Source organism: Halovibrio variabilis, assembly GCF_007991175.1.
Taxonomy (GTDB): domain Bacteria; phylum Pseudomonadota; class Gammaproteobacteria; order Pseudomonadales; family Halomonadaceae; genus Vreelandella; species Vreelandella variabilis.
In genome coordinates this window covers 198,187-218,620 of sequence record NZ_BJXV01000006.1, presented here as the reverse complement: position 1 = coordinate 218,620, position 20,434 = coordinate 198,187, and the positions used below count along the sequence as shown (strand labels likewise).

17 protein-coding genes are annotated in these 20,434 nt (G+C 51.7%); 6 read left to right on the top strand and 11 right to left on the bottom strand.

The features are described from left to right. Positions 1-457 precede the first annotated feature (457 nt). The 5 genes from HVA01_RS06755 (at position 458) to HVA01_RS06735 (ending at position 7,566) form a co-directional block, all read left to right on the top strand. Positions 458-1,084: an AbiV family abortive infection protein gene (locus tag HVA01_RS06755; protein ID WP_170243477.1), complete on the top strand. Its 627-nt coding sequence runs from the start codon at positions 458-460 to the stop codon at positions 1,082-1,084. A gap of 128 nt (positions 1,085-1,212) precedes the next feature. After that, the gene (locus HVA01_RS06750; protein ID WP_146874185.1) at positions 1,213-3,864 is read left to right on the top strand and encodes a TrlF family AAA-like ATPase; all 2,652 of its coding nucleotides are present in this window, start codon (positions 1,213-1,215) and stop codon (positions 3,862-3,864) included. Positions 3,865-3,985: 121 nt separating this feature from the next. Beyond that, on the top strand, positions 3,986-5,335 hold the full coding sequence (locus HVA01_RS06745) for an FRG domain-containing protein (protein ID WP_146874182.1): 1,350 nt from the start codon (positions 3,986-3,988) through the stop codon (positions 5,333-5,335). A 321-nt stretch (positions 5,336-5,656) separates the two neighbouring features. Beyond that, complete coding sequence (locus HVA01_RS06740) at positions 5,657-6,871, top strand: IS256 family transposase (RefSeq protein WP_146874238.1); 1,215 nt, start codon at positions 5,657-5,659, stop codon at positions 6,869-6,871. A gap of 203 nt (positions 6,872-7,074) precedes the next feature. After that, a complete protein-coding gene (locus HVA01_RS06735; RefSeq protein ID WP_146874180.1) occupies positions 7,075-7,566 on the top strand; it encodes a CreA family protein in 492 nt (163 codons plus the stop codon). 15 nt (positions 7,567-7,581) lie between these two features. Here HVA01_RS06735 and HVA01_RS06730 read toward each other — a convergent pair whose 3' ends face one another. The 8 genes from HVA01_RS06730 to HVA01_RS06695 all read right to left on the bottom strand — a co-directional run bounded on the left by HVA01_RS06730 (position 7,582) and on the right by HVA01_RS06695 (position 14,632). Then, positions 7,582-8,160 (bottom strand): CAP domain-containing protein, encoded by a 579-nt coding sequence (locus tag HVA01_RS06730; RefSeq protein WP_146874178.1) that lies wholly within the window; start codon positions 8,158-8,160, stop codon positions 7,582-7,584. Then, entirely contained in the window at positions 8,141-8,629 is a 489-nt protein-coding gene (locus HVA01_RS06725; protein WP_146874176.1) for a pyridoxamine 5'-phosphate oxidase family protein, read from the bottom strand. The genes HVA01_RS06730 and HVA01_RS06725 overlap by 20 nt, the downstream gene beginning before the upstream one ends. 136 nt (positions 8,630-8,765) lie before the next feature. Beyond that, on the bottom strand, positions 8,766-9,047 hold the full coding sequence (locus HVA01_RS06720) for an amphi-Trp domain-containing protein (RefSeq protein WP_146874174.1): 282 nt from the start codon (positions 9,045-9,047) through the stop codon (positions 8,766-8,768). Then, on the bottom strand, positions 9,048-10,379 hold the full coding sequence (locus HVA01_RS06715) for a metallophosphoesterase (protein WP_246129517.1): 1,332 nt from the start codon (positions 10,377-10,379) through the stop codon (positions 9,048-9,050). Between the two features lie 27 nt (positions 10,380-10,406). Then, on the bottom strand, positions 10,407-11,096 hold the full coding sequence (locus HVA01_RS06710; protein WP_146874170.1) for a histidine phosphatase family protein: 690 nt from the start codon (positions 11,094-11,096) through the stop codon (positions 10,407-10,409). Continuing rightward, positions 11,096-12,220: an HprK-related kinase B gene (locus HVA01_RS06705; RefSeq protein WP_146874168.1), complete on the bottom strand. Its 1,125-nt coding sequence runs from the start codon at positions 12,218-12,220 to the stop codon at positions 11,096-11,098. Before HVA01_RS06705 ends, HVA01_RS06710 begins: the two co-directional genes overlap by 1 nt. After that, on the bottom strand, positions 12,217-13,113 hold the full coding sequence (locus tag HVA01_RS06700; RefSeq protein ID WP_146874166.1) for a GAK system ATP-grasp enzyme: 897 nt from the start codon (positions 13,111-13,113) through the stop codon (positions 12,217-12,219). Before HVA01_RS06700 ends, HVA01_RS06705 begins: the two co-directional genes overlap by 4 nt. Next, on the bottom strand, positions 13,106-14,632 hold the full coding sequence (locus HVA01_RS06695) for an aminoglycoside phosphotransferase family protein (protein WP_146874164.1): 1,527 nt from the start codon (positions 14,630-14,632) through the stop codon (positions 13,106-13,108). Before HVA01_RS06695 ends, HVA01_RS06700 begins: the two co-directional genes overlap by 8 nt. Positions 14,633-14,824: 192 nt before the next feature. Here HVA01_RS06695 and HVA01_RS06690 point away from each other — a divergent pair, with 192 nt between their 5' ends. Next, positions 14,825-16,048 (top strand): GAK system CofD-like protein, encoded by a 1,224-nt coding sequence (locus HVA01_RS06690; RefSeq protein WP_246129515.1) that lies wholly within the window; start codon positions 14,825-14,827, stop codon positions 16,046-16,048. Between the two features lie 19 nt (positions 16,049-16,067). Here HVA01_RS06690 and HVA01_RS06685 read toward each other — a convergent pair whose 3' ends face one another. From HVA01_RS06685 to HVA01_RS06675, 3 genes are read right to left on the bottom strand one after another with little or no spacing between them, the layout of a single operon-like run. Further along, positions 16,068-17,264: a lipocalin-like domain-containing protein gene (locus HVA01_RS06685; RefSeq protein WP_146874162.1), complete on the bottom strand. Its 1,197-nt coding sequence runs from the start codon at positions 17,262-17,264 to the stop codon at positions 16,068-16,070. Beyond that, the gene (locus HVA01_RS06680; protein ID WP_146874160.1) at positions 17,261-19,762 is read right to left on the bottom strand and encodes an ABC transporter permease; all 2,502 of its coding nucleotides are present in this window, start codon (positions 19,760-19,762) and stop codon (positions 17,261-17,263) included. Before HVA01_RS06680 ends, HVA01_RS06685 begins: the two co-directional genes overlap by 4 nt. Further along, on the bottom strand, positions 19,759-20,424 hold the full coding sequence (locus HVA01_RS06675; RefSeq protein WP_146874158.1) for an ABC transporter ATP-binding protein: 666 nt from the start codon (positions 20,422-20,424) through the stop codon (positions 19,759-19,761). The genes HVA01_RS06680 and HVA01_RS06675 overlap by 4 nt, the downstream gene beginning before the upstream one ends. Between the last annotated feature and the right edge of the window lie 10 nt (positions 20,425-20,434).

Genomic DNA, 20,434 nt, shown 5'->3' with positions numbered 1-20,434 from the left:
CGCTATTGCTGGGCTTTAGAGGGAAAGTGGGTGCATGGGAGTCATGCGAAATCATGCGAATTTATGTGCCTTCCAGGGGCGAGATAGGGGCCACTACCTAAAGCAAGGCCACCGGCTGGCCGATAGCTAAAAAGGACATTCCTGAGAAAACCCTGTAGAGCCAAAGCTTTCCACAATGATGTGGCGCTGGATGGCCTAAAGTCGCAGCTATACGGGTTGCACAGACGTAAAAGAATGGGCAATACTGCTAAAGATAATTAAAGTGGGGTTCGGGGGCATATTGAGTATCAATTCGCTTGCGCCCAGGATTTGCAAATCACTAGCAACCTTAGGTAGTGCCGATTGGCGATCTCATTGTTTGATTACAGAAACTTGCAATTCGTTCCAGCTTTCGGCCTCCACCGGACGCCCTTGCTTAGGACGCCGTTTATGGCTGGCGTTATGTTTTGGAGGTTATTTGAATCAGCCTAAGATTAATAATCTAAAATTCGATACGGTTTTTGATGGCGCTATTAAATGCCTGAGAAATTCTCAAGAGTTATGTGATGAAGCAGAAATCTTACATAAAAATAATAAATATGCTCGCTCTTTTGCATTGAGTCACTTTGCCCGTGAAGAGTTTGGCAAAAGCTTCATGCTTTTTAGAGTTCTTGTGGATGTTGCATCTGGTCATAAAATAGATTGGAAAAAGCTGAACCGAAGGTTTAGAGATCATAAACAAAAATTGGTTAATGATTCTGCTATCTCGATTTCTATGTTTGGTCATGAGTGGAAAGCAAAAGGATTGCCTCTTGAAGGACTGTTTGCTGGCGTCGATTTTAAAAATGATAGAAAAAATAGCTGTCTTTATACTGATTGGAAAGATGGTGCTTTTACTCTTCCTTCTGACACAATTACCGAAAACCAATCAGAGAGAAACTTGAGTATAGCAATATATAGAATAGCAACATTGGGCCCGCATCTAATGGAACTCAAGAATCTTAAAAGTGTAAGTAAACACGAGTTAAGGTCAAGGTATCCAAAAGATATTCCAGAAAGCTTAGATGAGTTTTTGAATGCTTTATCCAAGCTAGAAATAAAATAAAAAGCACTTTAAATAAAAAAATTGTTGGCTACGTATCGCTACAAATTATGGCCAACAATTTTTACCCACTTGAGCGGGTTTTATTAAGCCTAGACGGCCTTGGTGTTAACCTTAAGGATCATGAATATATGAGCATGAATATCGAATATACTAAGGCTAAATTCTGGAAGTGCGCATTACAAGTAAATCCTGCTAGTTACATACAGTACCGAGGTAAAAATCAGGATGTTTCTGAAGATGATTACAATCAGAGATTGTTAGAAGTCTGTCTTGAGGAATCAATAAAAGTAATAGGAATAGCCGATCATGGCAATGTTGATTCTGTTGTTAAAATTAAAGAAACCTTTAATGCTCATGGGATTGTTGTTTTTCCTGGGTTTGAAATTGCATCTAGTGAGAAAATACATTTGGTTTGTTTGTATCCAGAAAATACAAGCCAGCAAGCTTTAAATAATTATTTATATGAGTTTGATATAGATATTTCAAATGGAACAATCCCGTCTACTAAGAGCGCTGACTTTATACTATCAAGAGTTAACGATAAAGGTGGCTTTGTGTATGCTGCGCACTGCACAGATGACAGCGGTATTTTGAAGCATAAATTAAATAATATTTGGAAAAATCCTAATTTATATGCCGCGCAAATACCTACTTCATTAGAAAGATTGAAAGATGAAGGTGATCAAGCCTACCATCAGATACTTCTTAATAAAAACCCCGATTATAAACGTGAAAAAAAGATTGCGATTATAAACGCAAAAGATATAGAAGACCCTGAAACATTAAGAAAAGAGAATGCTACGTGTTTGATAAAAATGTCAAAACCTTGTTTTTCTTCATTTAAATTAGCATTTTCTGACTCTGAATCTCGTGTTCGCCTCAACTCTGATATAAAAGAGAAATATTACTCACGGATAGAATCCGTTAGGTTTGTTGGCGGTTTTCTAGATGGTATTGATATCGAGTATTCTGAGCATTTAAATGCATTAATAGGTGGTAGAGGGACAGGAAAATCGACCCTTATAGAATCAATTCGTTATGCTTTAAATGTTGAGCCTATTAGTAAAGAAACAAAAGATCAACACCTTAAAGTTATAAAGCAAAATCTTGGTTCAGGGTTTGCTGAATTGACGGTAAAGTCAGCCGTAAAACATGGTAAAAGATATAAGATATCAAGAAGGCATGGTGAATCCCCTATAGTAAAAGATGAAAGCGGATCTGTTTCTAATTTTTCTCCTCGCGACTTATTGCCTGATATTGAAATATTTGGTCAAAATGAAATTCACGAAATTGCAAAAGACCCAAGCGAGCAATTAAAAGTAGTAGAGCGATTCTTAAATACAGATAAAATTGAAAAAGAGTCAGGTGTTTCAGTAGTTAAAGAGTCCTTGTTTGTAACAAGAAACAATATATCCGACTTAACGCTTAATGTCATTAGCCTAGAGGCTGATGTACAAGACTTGAAGACACACGAAGAAGATGAAAATAGATATAAAGAGCTTGGGATAGATCAGCAATTAAAGCTATTACCAATCGTTGAGTCGGAAAGAAGTACATTCAATAAAATTTCGGGAAAAGTGGAAGTCTTAAAGAAGGCGATAAAAGATTTCTCTGAGTCTATCCCATGCGGTGACTTTATTACTGAAGAATTGATTAAGGAATTTCCCGATAAGGAGATATTTGAAAATGCTAAATTAGCTTTGGTTGAGCTAAAAGACAATATCAATCAATCTGTTGCAAAAATGGAAGCAGATTCAGAAAGCGTGAAGCAAAAGGTAGAACTATTAGATAAGGAGCTTCAAGTAAGCATAGATAGACAAGAAGATTCTATCACCAAAGAATTCAAGAAATTGACTCCTGTTGAAGGCTTAACTGGAAAGCAAATTGGTGAAGAGTATCGGGAGCTGATTAAAAATATTGAGAGACTAAAGCCCAAGCGTGCAGAGCTTGATGCTGAACAAATTAAATTGGACGAGGAAATAGCTAAAAGGAAAGCATTGCTCGCTGAATTATCCGAGAAAAAGACTAATAGAGCCGCTGCCTTTGAAAAGGGGGTAAAAAAGCTTAATAGAAAATTAAAAGGTAATATAAAGGTAAATTACTCAGCGGAAAAAAACAGACTAGCATTGATAAAACTTATCACTCATTATCGTCTGCCTGATGTTGCAGAGGGGAGACTTTCTTGGATGAAGGAAGCAAATGAGTTCTCGGCACCTTTGTTCGCAGAGACGATTAAGAAAGGTCGGGATGCTCTAATAGAGAAAAATTGGGGAATGACTCCAGCTACCGCAGATAGATTATCTAAAATCAGCAATAAGCAAATAATGGAAATTGAAGAGTTTAAGATCGATGATTTGGTTAGCATAGAGTTAAATGTTTCTAGTGGTGATGAGCCTTTATATAAAAAGCTTGATTCATTATCAACAGGTCAGCAATGTACTGCTTTACTGCATATGCTCTTGTTGGATAACCAAGATCCTCTGCTTTTAGATCAACCGGAAGATAATCTAGACAATGCATTTATTGCAGAGAGAATTGTCACTCAAGTTAGGGATGCTAAACTAACTAGGCAGTTTATTTTTGCTACTCATAACGCCAATATACCTATTTTTGGTGATGCTGAGTGGATTGGTGTTCTGGAGTCTACGAATGAAAACGGGATGTTGCCTATTCAAAATCAAGGTTCTATCGATCAGCCAAATATTCAATGTCTTGCTGCCAAAATACTTGAGGGTGGTGAGGACGCGTTTAATCGAAGAAAAGAAAAATACGGCTTTTAGTAATAGCTAAAAACAAGGCGTTTGATCGAAACTATAACAGTTGATTAGGTTTCGCTTCGCTATACATTATAACCAGCAATTTTAGTCAGCTTAACTCGGCGTTAGGCATATAGAGGGTATTATGCAGACTCTTAGGGTTACCAATAGTCAGGAGCTTGAGGATTTTCTTAGAGGCTCTGAGGAGGCTTGGCTGTTTCGGGGGCAAACACGGCACTACACCGATGATAAAGGTGAGGTGAGTATTCCGACTTCCTTCCAGCGATATGGCTGTATTCCGCCTGTCATGTTTGCTTGGACGCATTATTCTAGAGCGCTAATTAGAGCGTTTTCAGGCATGAACTACCATGAAGTAGATTTAGGAACATCCCAGGCAATATTGCAGCATTATGGTTGGCGCTCATTCTTCGTGGATCTGACTCAGTCCTTCAGCGTGGCCGGATGGTTTGCTGCTAATCAGTACTCTGAGTCTCAAGGGATTGAGATGTGCGAAAACTTCGAGGAAGATCCTGTGTTGCTCGTTGTGCGGAATGCGTCATACCAAGAGGTCGTGGAATCAGGCAACATCTATGTCATAGATCGAGCGCGCCTGGAAAGTCATGGGCTTTCTATACATGATCTTACTGATTTCCAAATTCAAGAAGGCACGCTAAGATTCGATTCCCAGAAGGCATGTCTCGTAGAAGGGAAAAATGGCCGTCTTCCGGCTGATACAGTTATTTATCATCTGGTCATTGACCATAATGTTCTCGTTGACTATTACACTCAATCAGGAATAAGCAGCGTGGAAGATGTTTTTCCGAAACGGGAACATGACTTTGTGCTCAAAGCTCTCTTAGATATCCCTTGGGAATTAATTCAGACTAAAGAACAGTTTCCGATCCCCATGTATCGAAGAGGGTTAGAGTTACCCGAATACGATTACAAGTTTGTAAAACATTTAGGATCATATCCAACCTTGTTTTCTGGCTTTTGGGTTGCAGACAACCGAGGAGAAAAGACCTCTCCATTTGTTGGACTGCCATTTTTTCGACTACCAAAAATCGCATACTTTGCTAACACCAATGATGATTTTGAAATTGGTCATGTGACTGCGCTGGTTAATAGATATGAGAAGTTCGTTGTTGAGCTGGACGGGCTAATTAATGTACCAGAAGTAGCTGTTGAGTCGGAGTTTGAGAAAGGAATTTATGTAGAAAGATTGAGTGATGGAAATGTTGCAGTGTCCGGGCTAGTGGTTCATCACCCTGGCCATGTGGTAAGTGGAGTTGGTGTTAAGACGGGGTGGGTCTACAAGATGGGTCAGCCTGGATGGTCAAAGCTGGATCATCCAGAACAATGCCCTTGTAATAATGACCTTCGTCATATACTTCAGTTTGCTATCCTGAGGCATCTAAACGAAGCTCTTAAGCATGAGAAAATGAGTCAGAGAAGCGCTTTGGATTTTGTGCATAATGAAGTGGAGTATGCCTAACAAATTGTGTCACGTGGACGCATTGAAGTTCGCCGCTGCGCTCAGTCGTTAAAGTGCTATATCCATGGTTCCAGAAGCCCGCTCTTGGCAGTAAGCAGTCCATATGTCCAACAAATAGAATTACCAGGGATTGATGTTATCCAATGAGACGCTGTATGCGAGTTGCAGGTGGGGTGGTGGTATACGTAGTGGTATATTGTATTTCTTGTTTTTATATTTAAGTTTTTAAAATCATGTTGTTATATGAGCCTGTAAACCAAATTGTGTAACTGCCCACGACTGAGTAATCTTTTTTAAAAGGATACCATCGTGGGTACACAAGTGGATCAAGAAAAACTCAAAGCCATGGCCGCAGAGCTGGCCAAAGACATCAAGTCCGAGAAAGACCTCGGAGCCCTCACTCAGCAACTCGTGAAACTAACCGTTGAAACCGCGCTCAATGCCGAACTGGATGAGCACCTCGGTTACGAGAAGCATGCCCCGGCAGGTCGCGGTACCGGCAACAGTCGAAACGGCTATTCTGCCAAGCGCCTCAAAGGCCAGCATGGCGAAGTGCCGATCGAGTCCCCCCGCGACCGGGAAGGCTCTTTCGAGCCCCAGTTCGTCCGTAAGGGGCAGTCCAGGCTGACCCAGATGGATGACCAGATCCTGGCCTTATACGCCAAGGGGTTGAGCACACGAGACATCGTGGACGCCTTCAAGGAAATGTACGACGCGGACATCTCAGCAACGCTCGTTTCCAAGGTGACTGAGCGCGTGATCGATCAGGTTCACGAGTGGCAGAATCGCCCTGTCGATCCGGTTTACCCCATTGTTTATCTGGACTGCATTGTTCTGAAAATCCGTCAGGACAAGAGGGTGATCAACAAGTCTCTATACCTGGCTCTGGGCATCAACATGGAAGGCCAGAAGGAGCTGTTGGGCCTGTGGCTTGCTGAGACCGAAGGTGCGAAGTTCTGGTTATCGGTACTCACCGAGTTGAAGAACCGTGGCCTGGAAGACATCCTGATCGCCTGTGTGGACGGTCTCAAGGGCTTCCCGGACGCCATTGCGGCTGAATATCCCCAAACTAAGGTTCAGCTGTGCATCGTGCACATGGTTCGCAACTCGCTGCGGTATGTGTCCTGGAAGGACTACAGGGCCGTCACCGCGGATCTGAAGCAAATCTACAGATCGGCCACCGAGCAAGAGGCTCGAACAGCGCTAGACGACTTTGCCGAGCGCTGGGACGGCCAATACCCGCAAATCGCCAGATCCTGGTACAACCATTGGGACAACCTGATAACGCTGTTCGACTACCCACCGGCCATCAGGAAGGTGATCTACACCACCAATGCCATTGAGTCGCTGAACAGTGTCATTCGTAAAGCGACCAAGCGCCGCAAGCTCTTCCCCAGTGACGATTCAGCCCTGAAGGTGGCGTTCCTGGCGATCCAGCAGGCCTCAAAGAAATGGACTATGCCAATCCGGGATTGGAAGCCTGCACTGAATCGCTTTATTATCGAATTCGGTGACCGCCTGGACGGTCACCTGTAATGGGGTGGGCAGTTACACAGAATTATTTACAGGCTCTGTTATATGTTTTTTTAGACTCCTGCCAGGGACGCCAAACGCCTCACCCGCTTAGCTTTTACCTCCGTTCTACGCCTTCACTTTTCTGATGGTTCCCCAAGAACTGTGCACATCAGGTATGCTCTTCGCTTCCCTCATTCGGCTGAACATTGCCAAGGACGCTATCCATGTTTTCCCCTAAACGTCTTACCTTTTTAAAGGCGCTCGTTATTCTATTTGCGTTGCTGCCGACCACGCTTTTGGCTCAAGACGCCCACATTGGCAGCGTACGTACCGAGTTCAAGCTGCTTGGCCCGAACAACACCATTGAAGTGGAGCGCTTCGATGACCCGAAGGTGCAGGGCATCTCCTGCTATCTTTCCTACTCACAGATTGGCGGGCTCACTGGTGCGGTGGGGCTTGCTGAGGAGGCCAGTGAGGCGAGTGTGGCGTGTCGGCAGACAGGAGAGATTGTATTCGACCCCTCAGAAGTAGAGGAGCAAGAGGTAATTTTTACTCAGCGTCGCTCGGCGCTTTTCAAGAATATGCGCGTGGTTCGTATGCATGACGCGGAAACACAGACCTTTGTATACCTGACTTATAGCACCAAGCTGGTAGATGGCTCGCCTAAAAATGCGATTACGGCTGTCCACTACGGCGAGTTAGGAGGCGGGCAATAATTGACTCGTGGGCGCTTAACGAGGATTGCCGAGTGTTTGTGTCCAGTAGGGCGAATAGCTCGACTCCGAATCGTCGGCTTTGGCCATGCCCACCTCGGTAAAGGCGTCATTCATAAGGTTGCGGCAGTGGCCGGGGCTTTCTAGCCAGCCTTCCACCACGGCGGAAACAGAGGTGTGGCCAGCAGCTATATTTTCACCGACGGCTTGCCACACGTAATCCTGATTGCCTACACGTTGCTCAATTCCCTCCCCATCTGGGCCGGTATGGCTAAAGTAGTCATTCTCGACCATGTCCTGGGAGTGGCTCTTGGCCGCTGCTTCAAGCTTACAGCTCCATGTTAACGGCTCTGCGGCCTCAAACTGTTGGTCACCGCATTGTCGCGCTTGGCTACGCGCTTCATTGATTTGAGACAGCATTGCTTGCTGCTGATCGTTGAGTTCGCACTCACCCTGACGGGTAGTATCATCATTCTGGGTCTGATCATTGGCCCATGAAATTGAACTGTCTGAGCCTATGAGCATGACGACTATCAGCCCGTAAAGCGCCCCGGTAGCGGGGCGCTTGGGTAGGAAGTTACCCACCAAACTTTTCATTTTCGCCCAGATCGGGGGTAGTGTCTTTTTTGAGGTTGGCTTTGGCGATTTCGTAGAGTTGGAATACCTTACTTTCTTTGGCCTTCCAGTGTTCACCCATTTGCACTTTAATTTCCAACAAGGCGACGTCTGGGTCATCTTTGCCTTCGGGGAACCAGGCGGCGATGAACGGGTTCCAGTATTTGTCGATCAGCTCGCGATTATCGGACAGGTTGGCTGTGCCCGACATCGAGACGTACACACCATGTTCCTGATCAGAAAAGCTGATACAAACGTCGTGATCATCCTCGGTTTCAAACACTTTTTCGGCACTGCGGCGAGTGTAAAACCACAGGGTGCCGTCGTACTCATCTTGAACTAGGTGCATCGGCCGGGCGCGTGGCATCTCATTGTCCAACGTGACGAGCATGCCCACTTTGATGTCTTTGATCATCTTCCAGATCTTTTGCTTATGTTCAGGGCTGGACATCGCTCCACTCTCCTTATGAATAGTTTGCAAAAAAAGCCATCGACAATGCTTATACATTAAAGATTGCTAGCTACAGCCTAGCTACCATTTTCGACATCGGCAAATGCTCTTGGGCGGAACCGCTGATGACCCGGTCCTAGCGCTTGCCGGTTTTTGGTTTAATCGTGGGTGGCGTATCGGAAAGCTCCTTCTCTTTGGTGCGCCATTTGATCTTTATTTCCACCTCCTGTTTATCGCCTTCATCGCTGGCGCGCAGGGAGACTTGCAGCAACTGCTGGGGCGTGAGCACCAGGTCACCTTCGCTTTCCTGGAAGGTTAGCTCGCCGTTCTCGATAGCGTTTGCCAAAGTGACTAGAAGCGCTTGGGTTGCCTGACGATCCAACAGTGAGTCGTGACTGAATTTAGTTTTTGACTTCATTTATTGGGCTCCCTCCCGTTTTCCCTTGCGGCTGGGTTTGAATACTTTTGCCTGCGGATAATCGCAGCTAAGGCCGATCACACCGCGTTTTTTGTCGATCAATGTCACCCCGATACCGTGTCCGTCAAGCCCCTCTTTTTTGCGCGAGTGAGCGTCTAAGGTGATATCGGCTTCGATATGGATAAGGCCGTTTTTAAGCGTGACCCGTTGGCCAAAGTGCTGGTTGATATGGCCGTGAACCAGTACCTGAATGCCTGCCTGCCTTGCGACATAGGCGCCGCGCGGCGTAAGGGGTAGGTCGGCTTTGCGGTATTTTGTTCTGAAGGTATTGGCCAGAGAACCATAATAAAAGCTGAACAGGTTTTGGCTCATCAGGTTTTTTTTGAAGGCGCGGTTGGCGTATTTTACGCCGTGATTGGCAAGTATTTCGGCCATGTGGTCATCGAGCCCTGCGTGTAGGAGCAGGAAGGAGCCGCGCTTTTTGACCAGCCGCATGCGGCGGAAAAACCAGCTGAATTCTCCCGACTTTTTGAGAAACAGCGAACGGCATTTCATCGCAGCCGCGTAGATTTGCTGAAGCGAAAGGCCGGCATGGGAACAGTGCGCTTCAAAACTCTGTGTTTTTTTGGTCATCTTGCCAATTTCTCGCTGGATACCTTCAGCGGTGATAAACCCGGCGGCATAGAAGGGGAAGTTGGCAAACCAGGCGTTGCCTGGAAACAGCGCCTGACGGCATGCCGCTTCCGATGGGATATCCCTGTCCCATTGGGTATCGGCGAGGTATTGGTCGAACACCTCTTTGAACAAGGGAATTACCTTTTTGCCCATGCGCACGAAGAGGTGCTGGCTACCGGCGTCTGTTTCGCGTTCCAGCGAGAGCAGCCCCATCAGTAAGCGCAGGTCATGGTTGCCGGCCAGCAAGGTGACATCCGCGTTGAGGCGATATAAGTGGGCCAGGCTACGTAGCAGCGTTAGATTGCTGGGCCCTTTGTCCAGGCAGTCGCCGCCCACCACAATGTCGGCTTTTTTACCGAATTTCGTCAGCGTATATTCACACGGGTGCGGGCCATCGCGTTCGATAACACCCGCGGCAATCAAGGAAGCCTCAAAGGCCTCGGCATCCGCATGGGCGTCGGAGAGAAACACCACGGGTTTTTTAGGCCAGGTGAAGCTTTTTTTCTGCGCGCGCTTAACGAAGGTGCTCAGCGCCTCATCATGATTGACCGAGGTGGGGTCATCGGGCCAGGGCGCCCACTCCGACGGTAGGCGAGCCAGGATAGCGCTGTGATACGGTTGGTCGCTTACGTTCGGAATAACAGTTAACGCGGTCATAGAGGCCATCTTATACATCGCTATCGTTTAATCGAGTGGGTCTGCCGTTTGGCGCTGTTTCCAGTTGCCGTAAAGTCGGTTCCAGCCGTGTTGATGCCGCTCGTAAACGACCGGGTGACCATGAAACATGCTTAACCGTTTAATATCGCTGAAGGGTATGACATTTAAATGATAGCCCGCGTGGCGAAGGGAGGCGCCGTGGCCCACCACTAGCTGAAGGCGCTTAGTCGCCTCTTGTGGCGGCGGCGCTAAAAGGGCTTGTAAATGGGCCGCGACCCTCTCGCCTGCTTCAAGCAAGGATTCCGCACCGTCGAAGGGCAGCTTGAAGTTGCTGGCTGATTTCCAGCCCTCAGGCAAGGGCTCAAGGCGAGGGTCGAGGGCGACGATGCGCTCTATTTCCTGAACGCTGAGATTGGCTAATGCGCCGACGCTGCGTTCGCAAAGGGCCGCGAAACTGCGCAAGCGGGGTGGCTCAGCAAACAGTGGTGTGAGTTCTTCGCGGTAGATTTCGGCGGTTTGCCACGCTCGCAACAGCGTTGAGCAGTGTATGTCTGCATTAAGTTGGTAGCCTGAGCTAGCCAGCCACTCGCCGAATTGCCGCGCCTGCTCTCGAACGTCTTCCGCGCCCTTTTCCGTGAGGGGGTAGGGCTGCAGGGCGCTGGGTGTCTGCGCCAGCTGTGCATACTCCCCGTGGCGAATCAGCGCCAGCGCCACCATCAAAGAATACCTCTGGCTTGGAGTAGCGCAATGGCACGCGCAAAGTCGATGGCGCCAGTGAGGCGCAGCACTTCAACGCCACGCAGCTGCTCGGCATAGTGCTCGGCAGAGTGGGCCTGCTCAGGCGGAAAGCTGCCGTCCGCTTGCTGAAAAAACGGCCCCGGGCTTTTGCGTAAGCCTTCTAGCGCCTCAGGTGTTTTGGTGATATCCACGCTACGCAGCGCTGTAGGTATCGTTGAGTCCAATGCCCAGTCCAGCAGTATCAGGCGTTTGAGCGTGCCGGATAGGGCGGTTTTATCCGCACCGTAGGCGTTGGGAATCAGTACATCGTACTTCTGCTCAATAGCCCATAGCTGGCTTTTGGGCATGTGCTCAAATCGGTCGCACTCTTCAGCGGGCAGTATGTCGATCAGGCGCGGGGCGTTGATCAACGTGCCTGGATTAACGCGAGGGTGCTTGGCGACACCGAGAACGTGTAATTGGCCGTTTTCAGGTTTAAACAGAATCCGGTCATTGGAGAGAAAGCGCGCCTTGGCGGTTTCCAGCGCTTTTAGCATTAGGGTGGATTTACCGCCACCGGAGCTGGCAGCAATGGCCGTGACGTTGCCATCCATAGCAAAGGCCGAGGCGTGGCCCAGCAGGTAGCCGCTGCGCTGATGATGATTGAGAAACTGATTGTTAATAAAGTTGACGACTTGTGAGGGGTGCTGGTTTAGCTCGCCTATCGCGACCGGCGCCGTTAACGACTGGAACAGCACCATCCCGGTACGTATTTTATGAATCCAGCGCCCGTCGGGCGTATCCGCGTAGGCTTCTTTCAGGCCGAGCGCGCTGGTTTTGGCCCGCTTTACTGCTGTCCACTCGCGGCCGCTGGTAGCCACTTGCCGATCCAGTAGCCACACCGGCAGCTCAAGCTGGTCAACTTTATGGACGCCTAGCAGGCTCAAACCTGATGCGGCTAAGCCTGACGCAGTTAAACCCGAGTAATACGCTTCAAGGTGGTCAAGAATGGCCGGGTGATCCGCCCGCGCGCGCAGCGTTAATCCATTAAAAGTAAGCACTAATTCGTAGCGACAGGTGGCCTTGGCCTGAGCGATTTGCTGGTCGTCAAAAGGGTTGATCATGCGCGTGCCTCAAATTGGCTCAGTACATAATCACACAGCTTCTCTGCGGCATCGATACCACAGCCTTTTTTCGCGCCGCTGAAGCCGCCAAAGGCGGATACTTCAAACACCACGGGGCCTTCATCGGTCAAGGCAATGTCCACGGTGGTAAAGCTTAAATCGAAGCATGACTGGGCTTTTCGCCCTAGCTCAATCAGTTCAGGGCTGGGGTCAAAGGGTATATATTTTCCCCCGCTGTGTATGGTGGTGTTCCAGGCATTGGCATCGCCTGCCCGTGCATAGGTGCACAGGTACTCGCCGCCTAGAAACACCATGCCGAGATCCTGGCCACCCAGGTTGACGAATTGCTGAAGGTAAAAAAGGCCATGCTTGGCCTTAAATTTATCAAGTTTTTGGGTATTGGCTTTAACACCATCGGCTGCCTTTAACACCAGCATGCCGCGGGCTTTGGTTGAGTAGAGCGGTTTTAGGATTGCCTTGCCAAACGCCTGAATAGTGTCCAGTGCTGCATCCGTGCTTTCTGTGACTCGCGTTGCAGGCAGCGGAACGTCGCAGGAGGCCAGCGCGGCAGTGCCTTCAAGACGGTTAATCAATCGAATGACTTGGTTGGGGGGACTGAAACAGCGAACCCCGTCCGCCTCAAGGCTGCTTAGCATGCGTAGCCGGTCATCTGCCGCTGGGGAGTAGGTTTCGCTTATTTTTTTGATGATCACCCCGTCAAGGGCGTTGAGTAGGGTGTCTTGATAACGCAACTGGCCGGTTTCCAGTTCCAGTACGACGTCGGCCATATCGATGATGCAGCGGTAGCCGGTGCGCTGTTCCAAATGATCTGCCAGGACCTCGGTTGACCATTTGCCCGGTATGCCGATGACCGCAATCCGCTTATTAATCACTAAAAATATCCTCTAGGGGAAGCCTGTACTGCTCAATTTTTTCCGGGCTTAGAAGCGTGATGGCTTCCATTAGATAGCTCGCTCTAAGCGCGAGCCTGCTGGCAAAAAGGGGGTCATAAATAAAGCGCGTAGAGGTCGCTAACGAGCGCCCCAAGGCGATGGCTAGCCGGGCATCAAAGGTTGCATCGTTATGCGCTTTGGCAAACTGGCGCGCAAACTGATAAAGCCGATGAATCAGGCGCATTAATTCGGCCCTGGGGGCGGCATCCATGATGGGCAGCCGATAAATCGACGCCATGAGTACCGATAAATCCTGCACATAGTCAGAGTAGGTGGCGCGGTGCAGGTCGATAAAATAGATGCGATCCTTGAGTTCATCAAAAATCACGTTGTCGACGTTAAAGTCGCCGTGGATCAGCACGGAAAAGGGCGCCCGAAGCTCGCGCTCAAGGGGCTCAACGCGATCAATCAGTTGATCAAAACTGGGGCGGGGCAGGCCGCAAATGGTCTGTTCCGTATTAAACAGCGTTGGGTGGGTATGGCGTGTTTCCGCCATTCGTTTGCGCAGCTGCTGCATATACTCGGGCTGAGCGGGTTCAGGCGTGCGCGAGCTTTTCCAGATTTTTCTCAATGTCCGGCAAAGTTTGTCGATCAGGTGATGGGCGGTTTCCCACTGGCTATTGAGTAACAGCGATTCGAGGGTCCGGCCGGGGAGGTGTTCGATCACCATTGAGCCCAGCGCATCGCCCTGTTTGACATGGTGGGAGAGCACTGTGGGAGCCACCTTGGGGTAGACCTGATTCCACTGTTCTACCCCGGAAAGCTCTTCAATGACTTTTTGGCTCTGCCCTTCCTTGTACACCGCCATGACGTTGCCGGAGGCCGCGTGTTCGGCTTTTAACATTGCAATGGTGCTGCCGCTGCGCGTGAGTGCCAGCCGCTCAACGCTAAACTCACCGTTGTGATCCGTCATGGCGTGGGCCGCATTTTTCAGTTGCTTGTAGTTCTGCAACCGCATGGCGGGGCCGAAATTAGCCGCCAGCAGGGCATCGGCGAGTTCTGATAGCAGCTGAATCATGCGGTGCAGCTGAAAATCCACCACGGCGCTGTTATTCACGCCCGACTTGCTAGCCGCAAAAGCAGCCGATAAACGCGCAGAGATCTTCGGTATCCGACGACCGATTTTCAAGCCTTGGCGGGTATTCGCTTTATCAAGGTTAATCATTACCAGCTTCAATGATTTACCGATTAACTGGAGTAGCTTGGCATACTCTTTTCGTGACTTTTCGGGGAGCTGTTTCAGGGGCTTGATGACGGTGAATTCAAGGCAGGCCTGGCCAAGCTGATCAAGGAGCCTCGCCAAGCGTTCAAGGGATTTGGATTGCTGAAAACCTGGGCCGTCAACTTTGCGCCGTTGCACATCCACCGCGACAGCAAGTTCAACTTTCTCCAATAACGTGCTTCTATAGCCTTTGCGATTGATCAGGCGCTGAGCCGTCGGTTCAGTTGGCTGAGTCACATAAACTTCAACTAATGCGAAGTGATTTTCAACTTCGAATCGTAGAAAATAAAAGTGCTCCAGAATGGATGCGTTGATAAGTTGCCTCAGCGTAGAAAAGGGCGATTAGGTGGTCATTGCATGGATGGATCTTGATTATAAGTAACAGTGCCATCTTTTGCGTTACATTTTTCTTACAGTTCAAAGAGTTGTATGAATAAAAAACGTTTTAATTGCCGTTTTATTAGCATGCCTCGCGAACTTGCCAAGGGCAAAAATCTACGCCTGGCCAGATACCGCAAAGCCCCCGAACTAGGGCCAAAAATACTCTTCTTCAGTGGCGGCACGGCGCTGAGGCGTTTTGCTGAAGTGTTAACAGACTATACCCATAACTCGATTCACTTAGTAACGCCTTTTGATTCGGGGGGCAGTTCAGCTGAGCTGCGCCGCGCCTTTTCGATGCCTGCCGTTGGTGATCTAAGAGCCCGCTTGCTGGCACTGGCTGATGATTCGGTCACCGGGCATCCTGAGGTGGCGGCGCTTTTTTCCCACCGGCTGGTGGCTCAGGGGCGCAAAAAAGGCGAAGAAACGGCAATGCTGGCGCAGAGCCTGAAAGCGCTGGTGAGCGCGAAGCACCCGCTACTTAAGGCGATTGCTGAGCCCATGCGGTCGCTGATCCAAAGCTATATTGCGGTCTTTTATCAGCACATGCCTAAGGATTTTAACCTTAATGGCGCCAGTGTGGGGAACCTCATCCTGACCGGTGGCTACCTCATTCACGATCGCTCTCTGGACCCGATCGCCTTTCTATTTGGCCAACTGATCAAAACACGCGGCACCGTCCGGACAACAACAGACGCCGACCTTCAACTGACGGTGTTGCTGGAGAGCGGTCGGACGATTAATGGCCAGCACCGCTTTACCGGCAAAGAGACGGCAGAAATCGATTCGCCCATCAAAGCGATAAAGTTATCCGGTGAGGCAGATGATATCGATACGCTGGATGCCTCCAAGGTCTGCAAAGAAACCCGTACGCTCATTCATTCGGCAGAGCTGGTGGTGTTCCCGCCGGGCAGTTTTTACAGCAGCATTATCGCCAACCTGCTGCCTAAGGGCGTTGATAAGGCATTGGCTAAAAACCCGTCGCCCAAGGTGTATGTGCCCAGCTTGGGCACTGATCTTGAAACCCTCGGCATGACGTTGGTAGATCAGGTTCAAGTGCTCAATCAGCACCTTTCAGGCTCACTCCAAACGCGATCGTCAATCGATTTTCTGCTGTTTGATTCGCAATTGCTGAGCGTGTCGACTCAACAGATTGAAACAATACGCGATGAAATGGGTATTCAAATAATCGATGTCGATCTTGCGCCGGAAAGCGCTGACAGCGACCGTTATGACGACGCTAAGTTGGCTGAAGCGCTGCTTGGGCTTACTTGATGCCGACGATGGTAATTGCTCAATATCCCGTCATTTCCAGATAGCCTTCACCCATGGGTTCGCCGCTGGCGCGGTCGTTAACCCGCACTTCGCCCTCCCAGTAGGGCACGCTGGTGTCCATCCAGCGGTTGGCGTGGGGCGCTTCGATGTTGAGGTCGATCGCTACTGACGCTATTTCCAGCCGCCAACGGGTGGGCACATCGCGCCCGGCGACGGTGGAGGTTGCCAACGGCGTCAGTGTGATGTCGTCTGTGGCTAAGGGACTGGCATCGCCTTGCGGGGTAATCCAGGTGCCCGAACGGTAGGCGGCGCCTTGTTCTGTGTCTGCGCTGTCATCACCACCTCCGCGCAGTTGAAACGCCATCAGCTTGTGGCCGTCATCCAGGTGGAGCGAGAACCAGTCCCAGCCGGACTGGCGGGCATCGAGTAGCTGGCTGCTCCATTCGCGATCCAGCCAGCCGCGCCCGCTGACGGCTTTGGTCTCGCCATTGAGGGTGACATCGCCCTCAATTTGCCAGAAGGGCTGGCTGTAGTACATCGAGCCCTGGCCATTGGCGGCTTTCTGGCTGAACCCTTCTTCGCCGTGAAAGACCAGCGGCCCCTCAGCGGTAAGTTCTAACGTATAGCCAAAGCGCGATGCGCCTTCGCCGCTGTAAGCGGTGAGCGTTAGCGGTGAGAAAGCATCGTCATCGGCGTCCGCGCTTGCCTGTAGCTGCCAGTCGTCTAACCAGGCGTGAAACGGGCTGGCGACGACACCGGCTTGGGCATCGTGGGATTGAGAAAGCTCGGCTTGGGAGTGGCTGCGCCCAAAGCGCTCGGCGACCTGGTGCTGCTCGCCTTGCGAAATTGCCATATGGGCCATCCAGAGCTGATCGGCGGCCCAGGGGGTGGGCTCGGGGCGTTCGCTGGGTGGCATTAGGGCCTGGCGGAACAGCGTCCATTGCAGCCCCAGCGGTTCGCCGGAGACATCTTCCAGGTTAGCCGTGAGATACCACCATTCGATGCGGTAATCCGGGTGGGCGGCGTGCTCGTGTGGAAAATCGTCTGGAAACGTTAGCGCTTGGTTGGGTGCTGCTTGTTGAAAGCCTTCGGCGTCCTGACCCAAGCCCGCAAAGCCTGCGCTTTGCTCTGCGCGCTCATCACTGCCACAGCCGCTGAGGGCCGCTAGTGGCAGGATTAGTGACATAATGACTAACCGTATCAGCCGCGCGGTCATTGGTGTGTCTCCTCGGCCAGTAGGGCGCGGGGCGAGGCGCGCCAGAAACGCAGCGCCGGGAGTGCCGCCGCCAGCAGAGCCACGCCTACCGCAGTGGCGAGGGTTACCGCCATTTCCCCAGGGAATAAATGCAGTGGCAGCCGCCAGCCAAAGGCGGCGACATTAATCACCGCGACTAAGCCCCAGGTAATCGCGATGCCGAGCGGGATGGCCAGCAAGCCTGTTGCCAGCGCCGCGCCCCCTAGCTGGGCCAGGTTCAACCTGGCCAGCTGTGCCCGGGGTACGCCCAGTGCCCAAAGCGGTGCGAGCTGTTGGCGACGACTGCGTGCTTGCGCCAGCAGGGAGGCCAGCAGCGCCAGAGACGCTACGGCTAAGGTGAGCACATTGAGGGCACGGGTGATGGTAAAGGTGCGCTCAAAAATCTCGGTGGCGATGCGCTTGATCTCGCGCTGGTCGCTAATGGCATCGTTGCTCAAGCCAAATCGGGTGGTAAGGGCGTTACGCAGAGCCTCCACATTGGCATTTTCATGCAAGACCAACCCCATTGAACTTGGCGGCGCCTCAAATCGAGCGGCTAGCTGGTGCGAAGCCATTAACACCTGGCCGCTGGGGTTGCCGTAGTCGGGGTAAACGGCGGTGATCGTTAATGTCTCATTGCCGTTTGGGGCGCGAAGGGTGAGGCGGTCGCCGGGGGAAAGGTTCTCTGCCGTAGCGAGCTGTTCGTTAACAAACACCGCACCGTTGTCAAAGGCCGCCCACGCAGATGGCCGGTCGTCTAAAGTGTTCAGTAGCGGCCAGTGGGGTGTCAGCGATTCGCCGGGGGTAATGCCGTAAAGATCAATGGCAAGGCTGAGCGAGCGGCTTTCATCGGGCGTGTCGATGGCGAGTAGCGTCGTTTCGCTGCGCCGGGTGAGCAGGCGTTCTGACACCTCGGGGCGATCAGCCAGCCACGTATCAATCGCATCGTATTGATCGGCTGGGGCATTGATGTAGAGCGGGGCGACTAGGCGCTGGTCAAGCCAGTCTAAAAAGGTCACGCGAAAGCCGCCCACCATGCTGCCCACGCCAAGGTTCGTCGCCAGCGCTACCAGCAGTGCCATCATGGCGAGCGAGAGTCGCGGAAGCTGCAGCTGCATATCCGCCAGCGCCCATTGGGTCAGCGGGCGTCGCCGGGCAAGGTGAGTCAGCCCCTTGAGCGTTAGTGCCATTAAAGGAGGCAGCCACAGGGCGCTTGCCAACAGCAGCGCGGCGACCACGCCGAAGCCTGCCAGTAGGCCGTCGCCGGGGGGCTGTTGGGCTAACCAAAGGGTGAGACCAAGCCCTATCGCCGCCGCTAGACCACCGGCGATACTCATCAGCGTTAATTGACGCCGAAAACCGCTGCGCCACGCCTGCATTTGTCCCAAACTAAGCACGTTTAAGCGAGCGGCGCGCCACAGTACCCCGCTGCCCGCCAGCAGTAGCCCGCCAAGACTCACCGCTAGGCCGCCCATCCAATATTGCCAGGGTAGACTAAGCGTTTGGCCCACATCGGCGCCATAAAGCGAACCCAGCGTGGCGGCGACGTCGGGAAGCAGCCAGCGCGCTAGCCATACGCCGCTGGCAATGCCGGTTAATCCACCGATGACGCCCAGGAGGAGTAATTCCAGGCTAAGGGCGGCCACCAGCGTGCGTCCTGAAACGCCCAGCACGCGTAAGGTGCGCAGCATCCCCAGGCGTTGCTCCAAGGCGAGCCCCAGCGCGGCTTGCACAATAAACAGACCCACCACTAAGGCTAGCAGGCCTAATGCGGTCAGGTTTAAGTGGAAGCTTTCGGTTAACTGACCGGGCGAAGCAAGGCTGGTCGCTCGGGTAAGGGTGTAGTCGGGCGGCGCTGTGGTTAGTGCACCGGGGGCGGCCACTAACCGCGTAATGGCTTCACCGCTGGCGAGTAAGCGCGCGGCAGCGGCGATATCCATAATCAGCGTATTGGGCGGAAGCGCTGGAGATAGCGTCAACGGCGGCAGCTTGCCTCCTTCTGCCAGCGTCGGCGTGGCGCCTGGGGCGTTGCCGCGCTCTAGCCCTAAGGCTGTCAGAGCGTCAGGGGCCACACGGGTTTGCCAAGGCGGCGTGAGAAAGGCGGTTAACGAGCTCGATGTGCCCGCTTGGCCTAGCGCGTTCTCACTGGGAAGGGTGAGTGGGTCGATGCCGATCAGCGTGAGCCGAGTACCGTCTTGAGTGACAACGTTGCCTTCAAGCAGCGGAGAAACTGGCAGGCCCGCTTGGCGTAGGGCGTGGTATTCGTCGCGGGATAAAGTGGCACCATCGCGGCGTTCAAGCTGGTCTAATTCGGTTGCAAAGAGTGCATCGGCGCGGGCGTAGCTGTCACGTGCGGTGGCGTTGATGGCTTGGATGCCGCTCCATAATGCACTGGCCACCCACAGGCCGAGCAGCAACATAACCAACTGGCCAGGATGACGACGATAGTGGCTCAGCAGGGTGGTGAGGACGGTGGTCATGGTGTTGCGTCTAAGAGGCTGCCGTGGCTTAGGCGCAGGCAACGATCAAGCGGGGCCGCCACTTGAGGGCTGTGGGTCACGACCAGCAGGGCGCACTGGGTTTCGTGGACCAGGCTCAACAGCAGCTCAAGTACGTGGCTAGCGGTCGTTTCGTCTAGATTCCCCGTCGGTTCATCGGCCAGCAGGAGAGCCGGGCGCGGTGCCAGCGCCCGCCCAATTGCCAACCGCTGCTGCTGACCGCCTGACAGCTGTTCCGGGTAACGCTTCTCTAGGCCATGCAGCCCGAGTCGTTCCAGCAAATGCGCTGTCCAGGCGGTATCGTCACGGCGGGCTAAGCGGGCCTGCAAACGCAGGTTGTCGATGACGGTTAGGCTGGGGACTAAATGAAATTGCTGGAAGACCAGGCCCAGCTGCTCTCGGCGAAGCTTGGCGCGGGCAGGTTCGGCTAAAGCGGCTAACCCCTCTCCGGCAAGGGTGATAGTCCCCTGGTCGGGGAGGTCTAAGCCTGCGGCTAAGTGCAGTAGCGTGGATTTGCCGCTTCCCGACTCGCCCATTAGCGCTAAGCTCTGGCCCGGCGCCAAGCGCAGAGTAACATCCTTCAATACCCTAATAGGCCCCTGCGGCGTCGCATAGGTTTTGTGCACCTGATCAAATTCCAGCATAGGGGACTCG

What these genes read in the sequence shown, in the direction of transcription:
- HVA01_RS06750 (WP_146874185.1), top strand. Translation starts at nt 1,213, where the DNA reads ATGAGCATGAATATCGAATATACTAAGGCTAAATTCTGGAAGTGCGCA.
- HVA01_RS06745 (WP_146874182.1), top strand. Translation starts at nt 3,986, where the DNA reads ATGCAGACTCTTAGGGTTACCAATAGTCAGGAGCTTGAGGATTTTCTT.
- HVA01_RS06735 (WP_146874180.1), top strand. Translation starts at nt 7,075, where the DNA reads ATGTTTTCCCCTAAACGTCTTACCTTTTTAAAGGCGCTCGTTATTCTA.
- HVA01_RS06730 (WP_146874178.1), bottom strand. Translation starts at nt 8,160, where the DNA reads ATGAAAAGTTTGGTGGGTAACTTCCTACCCAAGCGCCCCGCTACCGGG.
- HVA01_RS06725 (WP_146874176.1), bottom strand. Translation starts at nt 8,629, where the DNA reads ATGTCCAGCCCTGAACATAAGCAAAAGATCTGGAAGATGATCAAAGAC.
- HVA01_RS06720 (WP_146874174.1), bottom strand. Translation starts at nt 9,047, where the DNA reads ATGAAGTCAAAAACTAAATTCAGTCACGACTCACTGTTGGATCGTCAG.
- HVA01_RS06715 (WP_246129517.1), bottom strand. Translation starts at nt 10,379, where the DNA reads ATGACCGCGTTAACTGTTATTCCGAACGTAAGCGACCAACCGTATCAC.
- HVA01_RS06710 (WP_146874170.1), bottom strand. Translation starts at nt 11,096, where the DNA reads ATGGTGGCGCTGGCGCTGATTCGCCACGGGGAGTATGCACAGCTGGCG.
- HVA01_RS06705 (WP_146874168.1), bottom strand. Translation starts at nt 12,220, where the DNA reads ATGATCAACCCTTTTGACGACCAGCAAATCGCTCAGGCCAAGGCCACC.
- HVA01_RS06690 (WP_246129515.1), top strand. Translation starts at nt 14,825, where the DNA reads ATGAATAAAAAACGTTTTAATTGCCGTTTTATTAGCATGCCTCGCGAA.
- HVA01_RS06685 (WP_146874162.1), bottom strand. Translation starts at nt 17,264, where the DNA reads ATGACCGCGCGGCTGATACGGTTAGTCATTATGTCACTAATCCTGCCA.
- HVA01_RS06680 (WP_146874160.1), bottom strand. Translation starts at nt 19,762, where the DNA reads ATGACCACCGTCCTCACCACCCTGCTGAGCCACTATCGTCGTCATCCT.
- HVA01_RS06675 (WP_146874158.1), bottom strand. Translation starts at nt 20,424, where the DNA reads ATGCTGGAATTTGATCAGGTGCACAAAACCTATGCGACGCCGCAGGGG.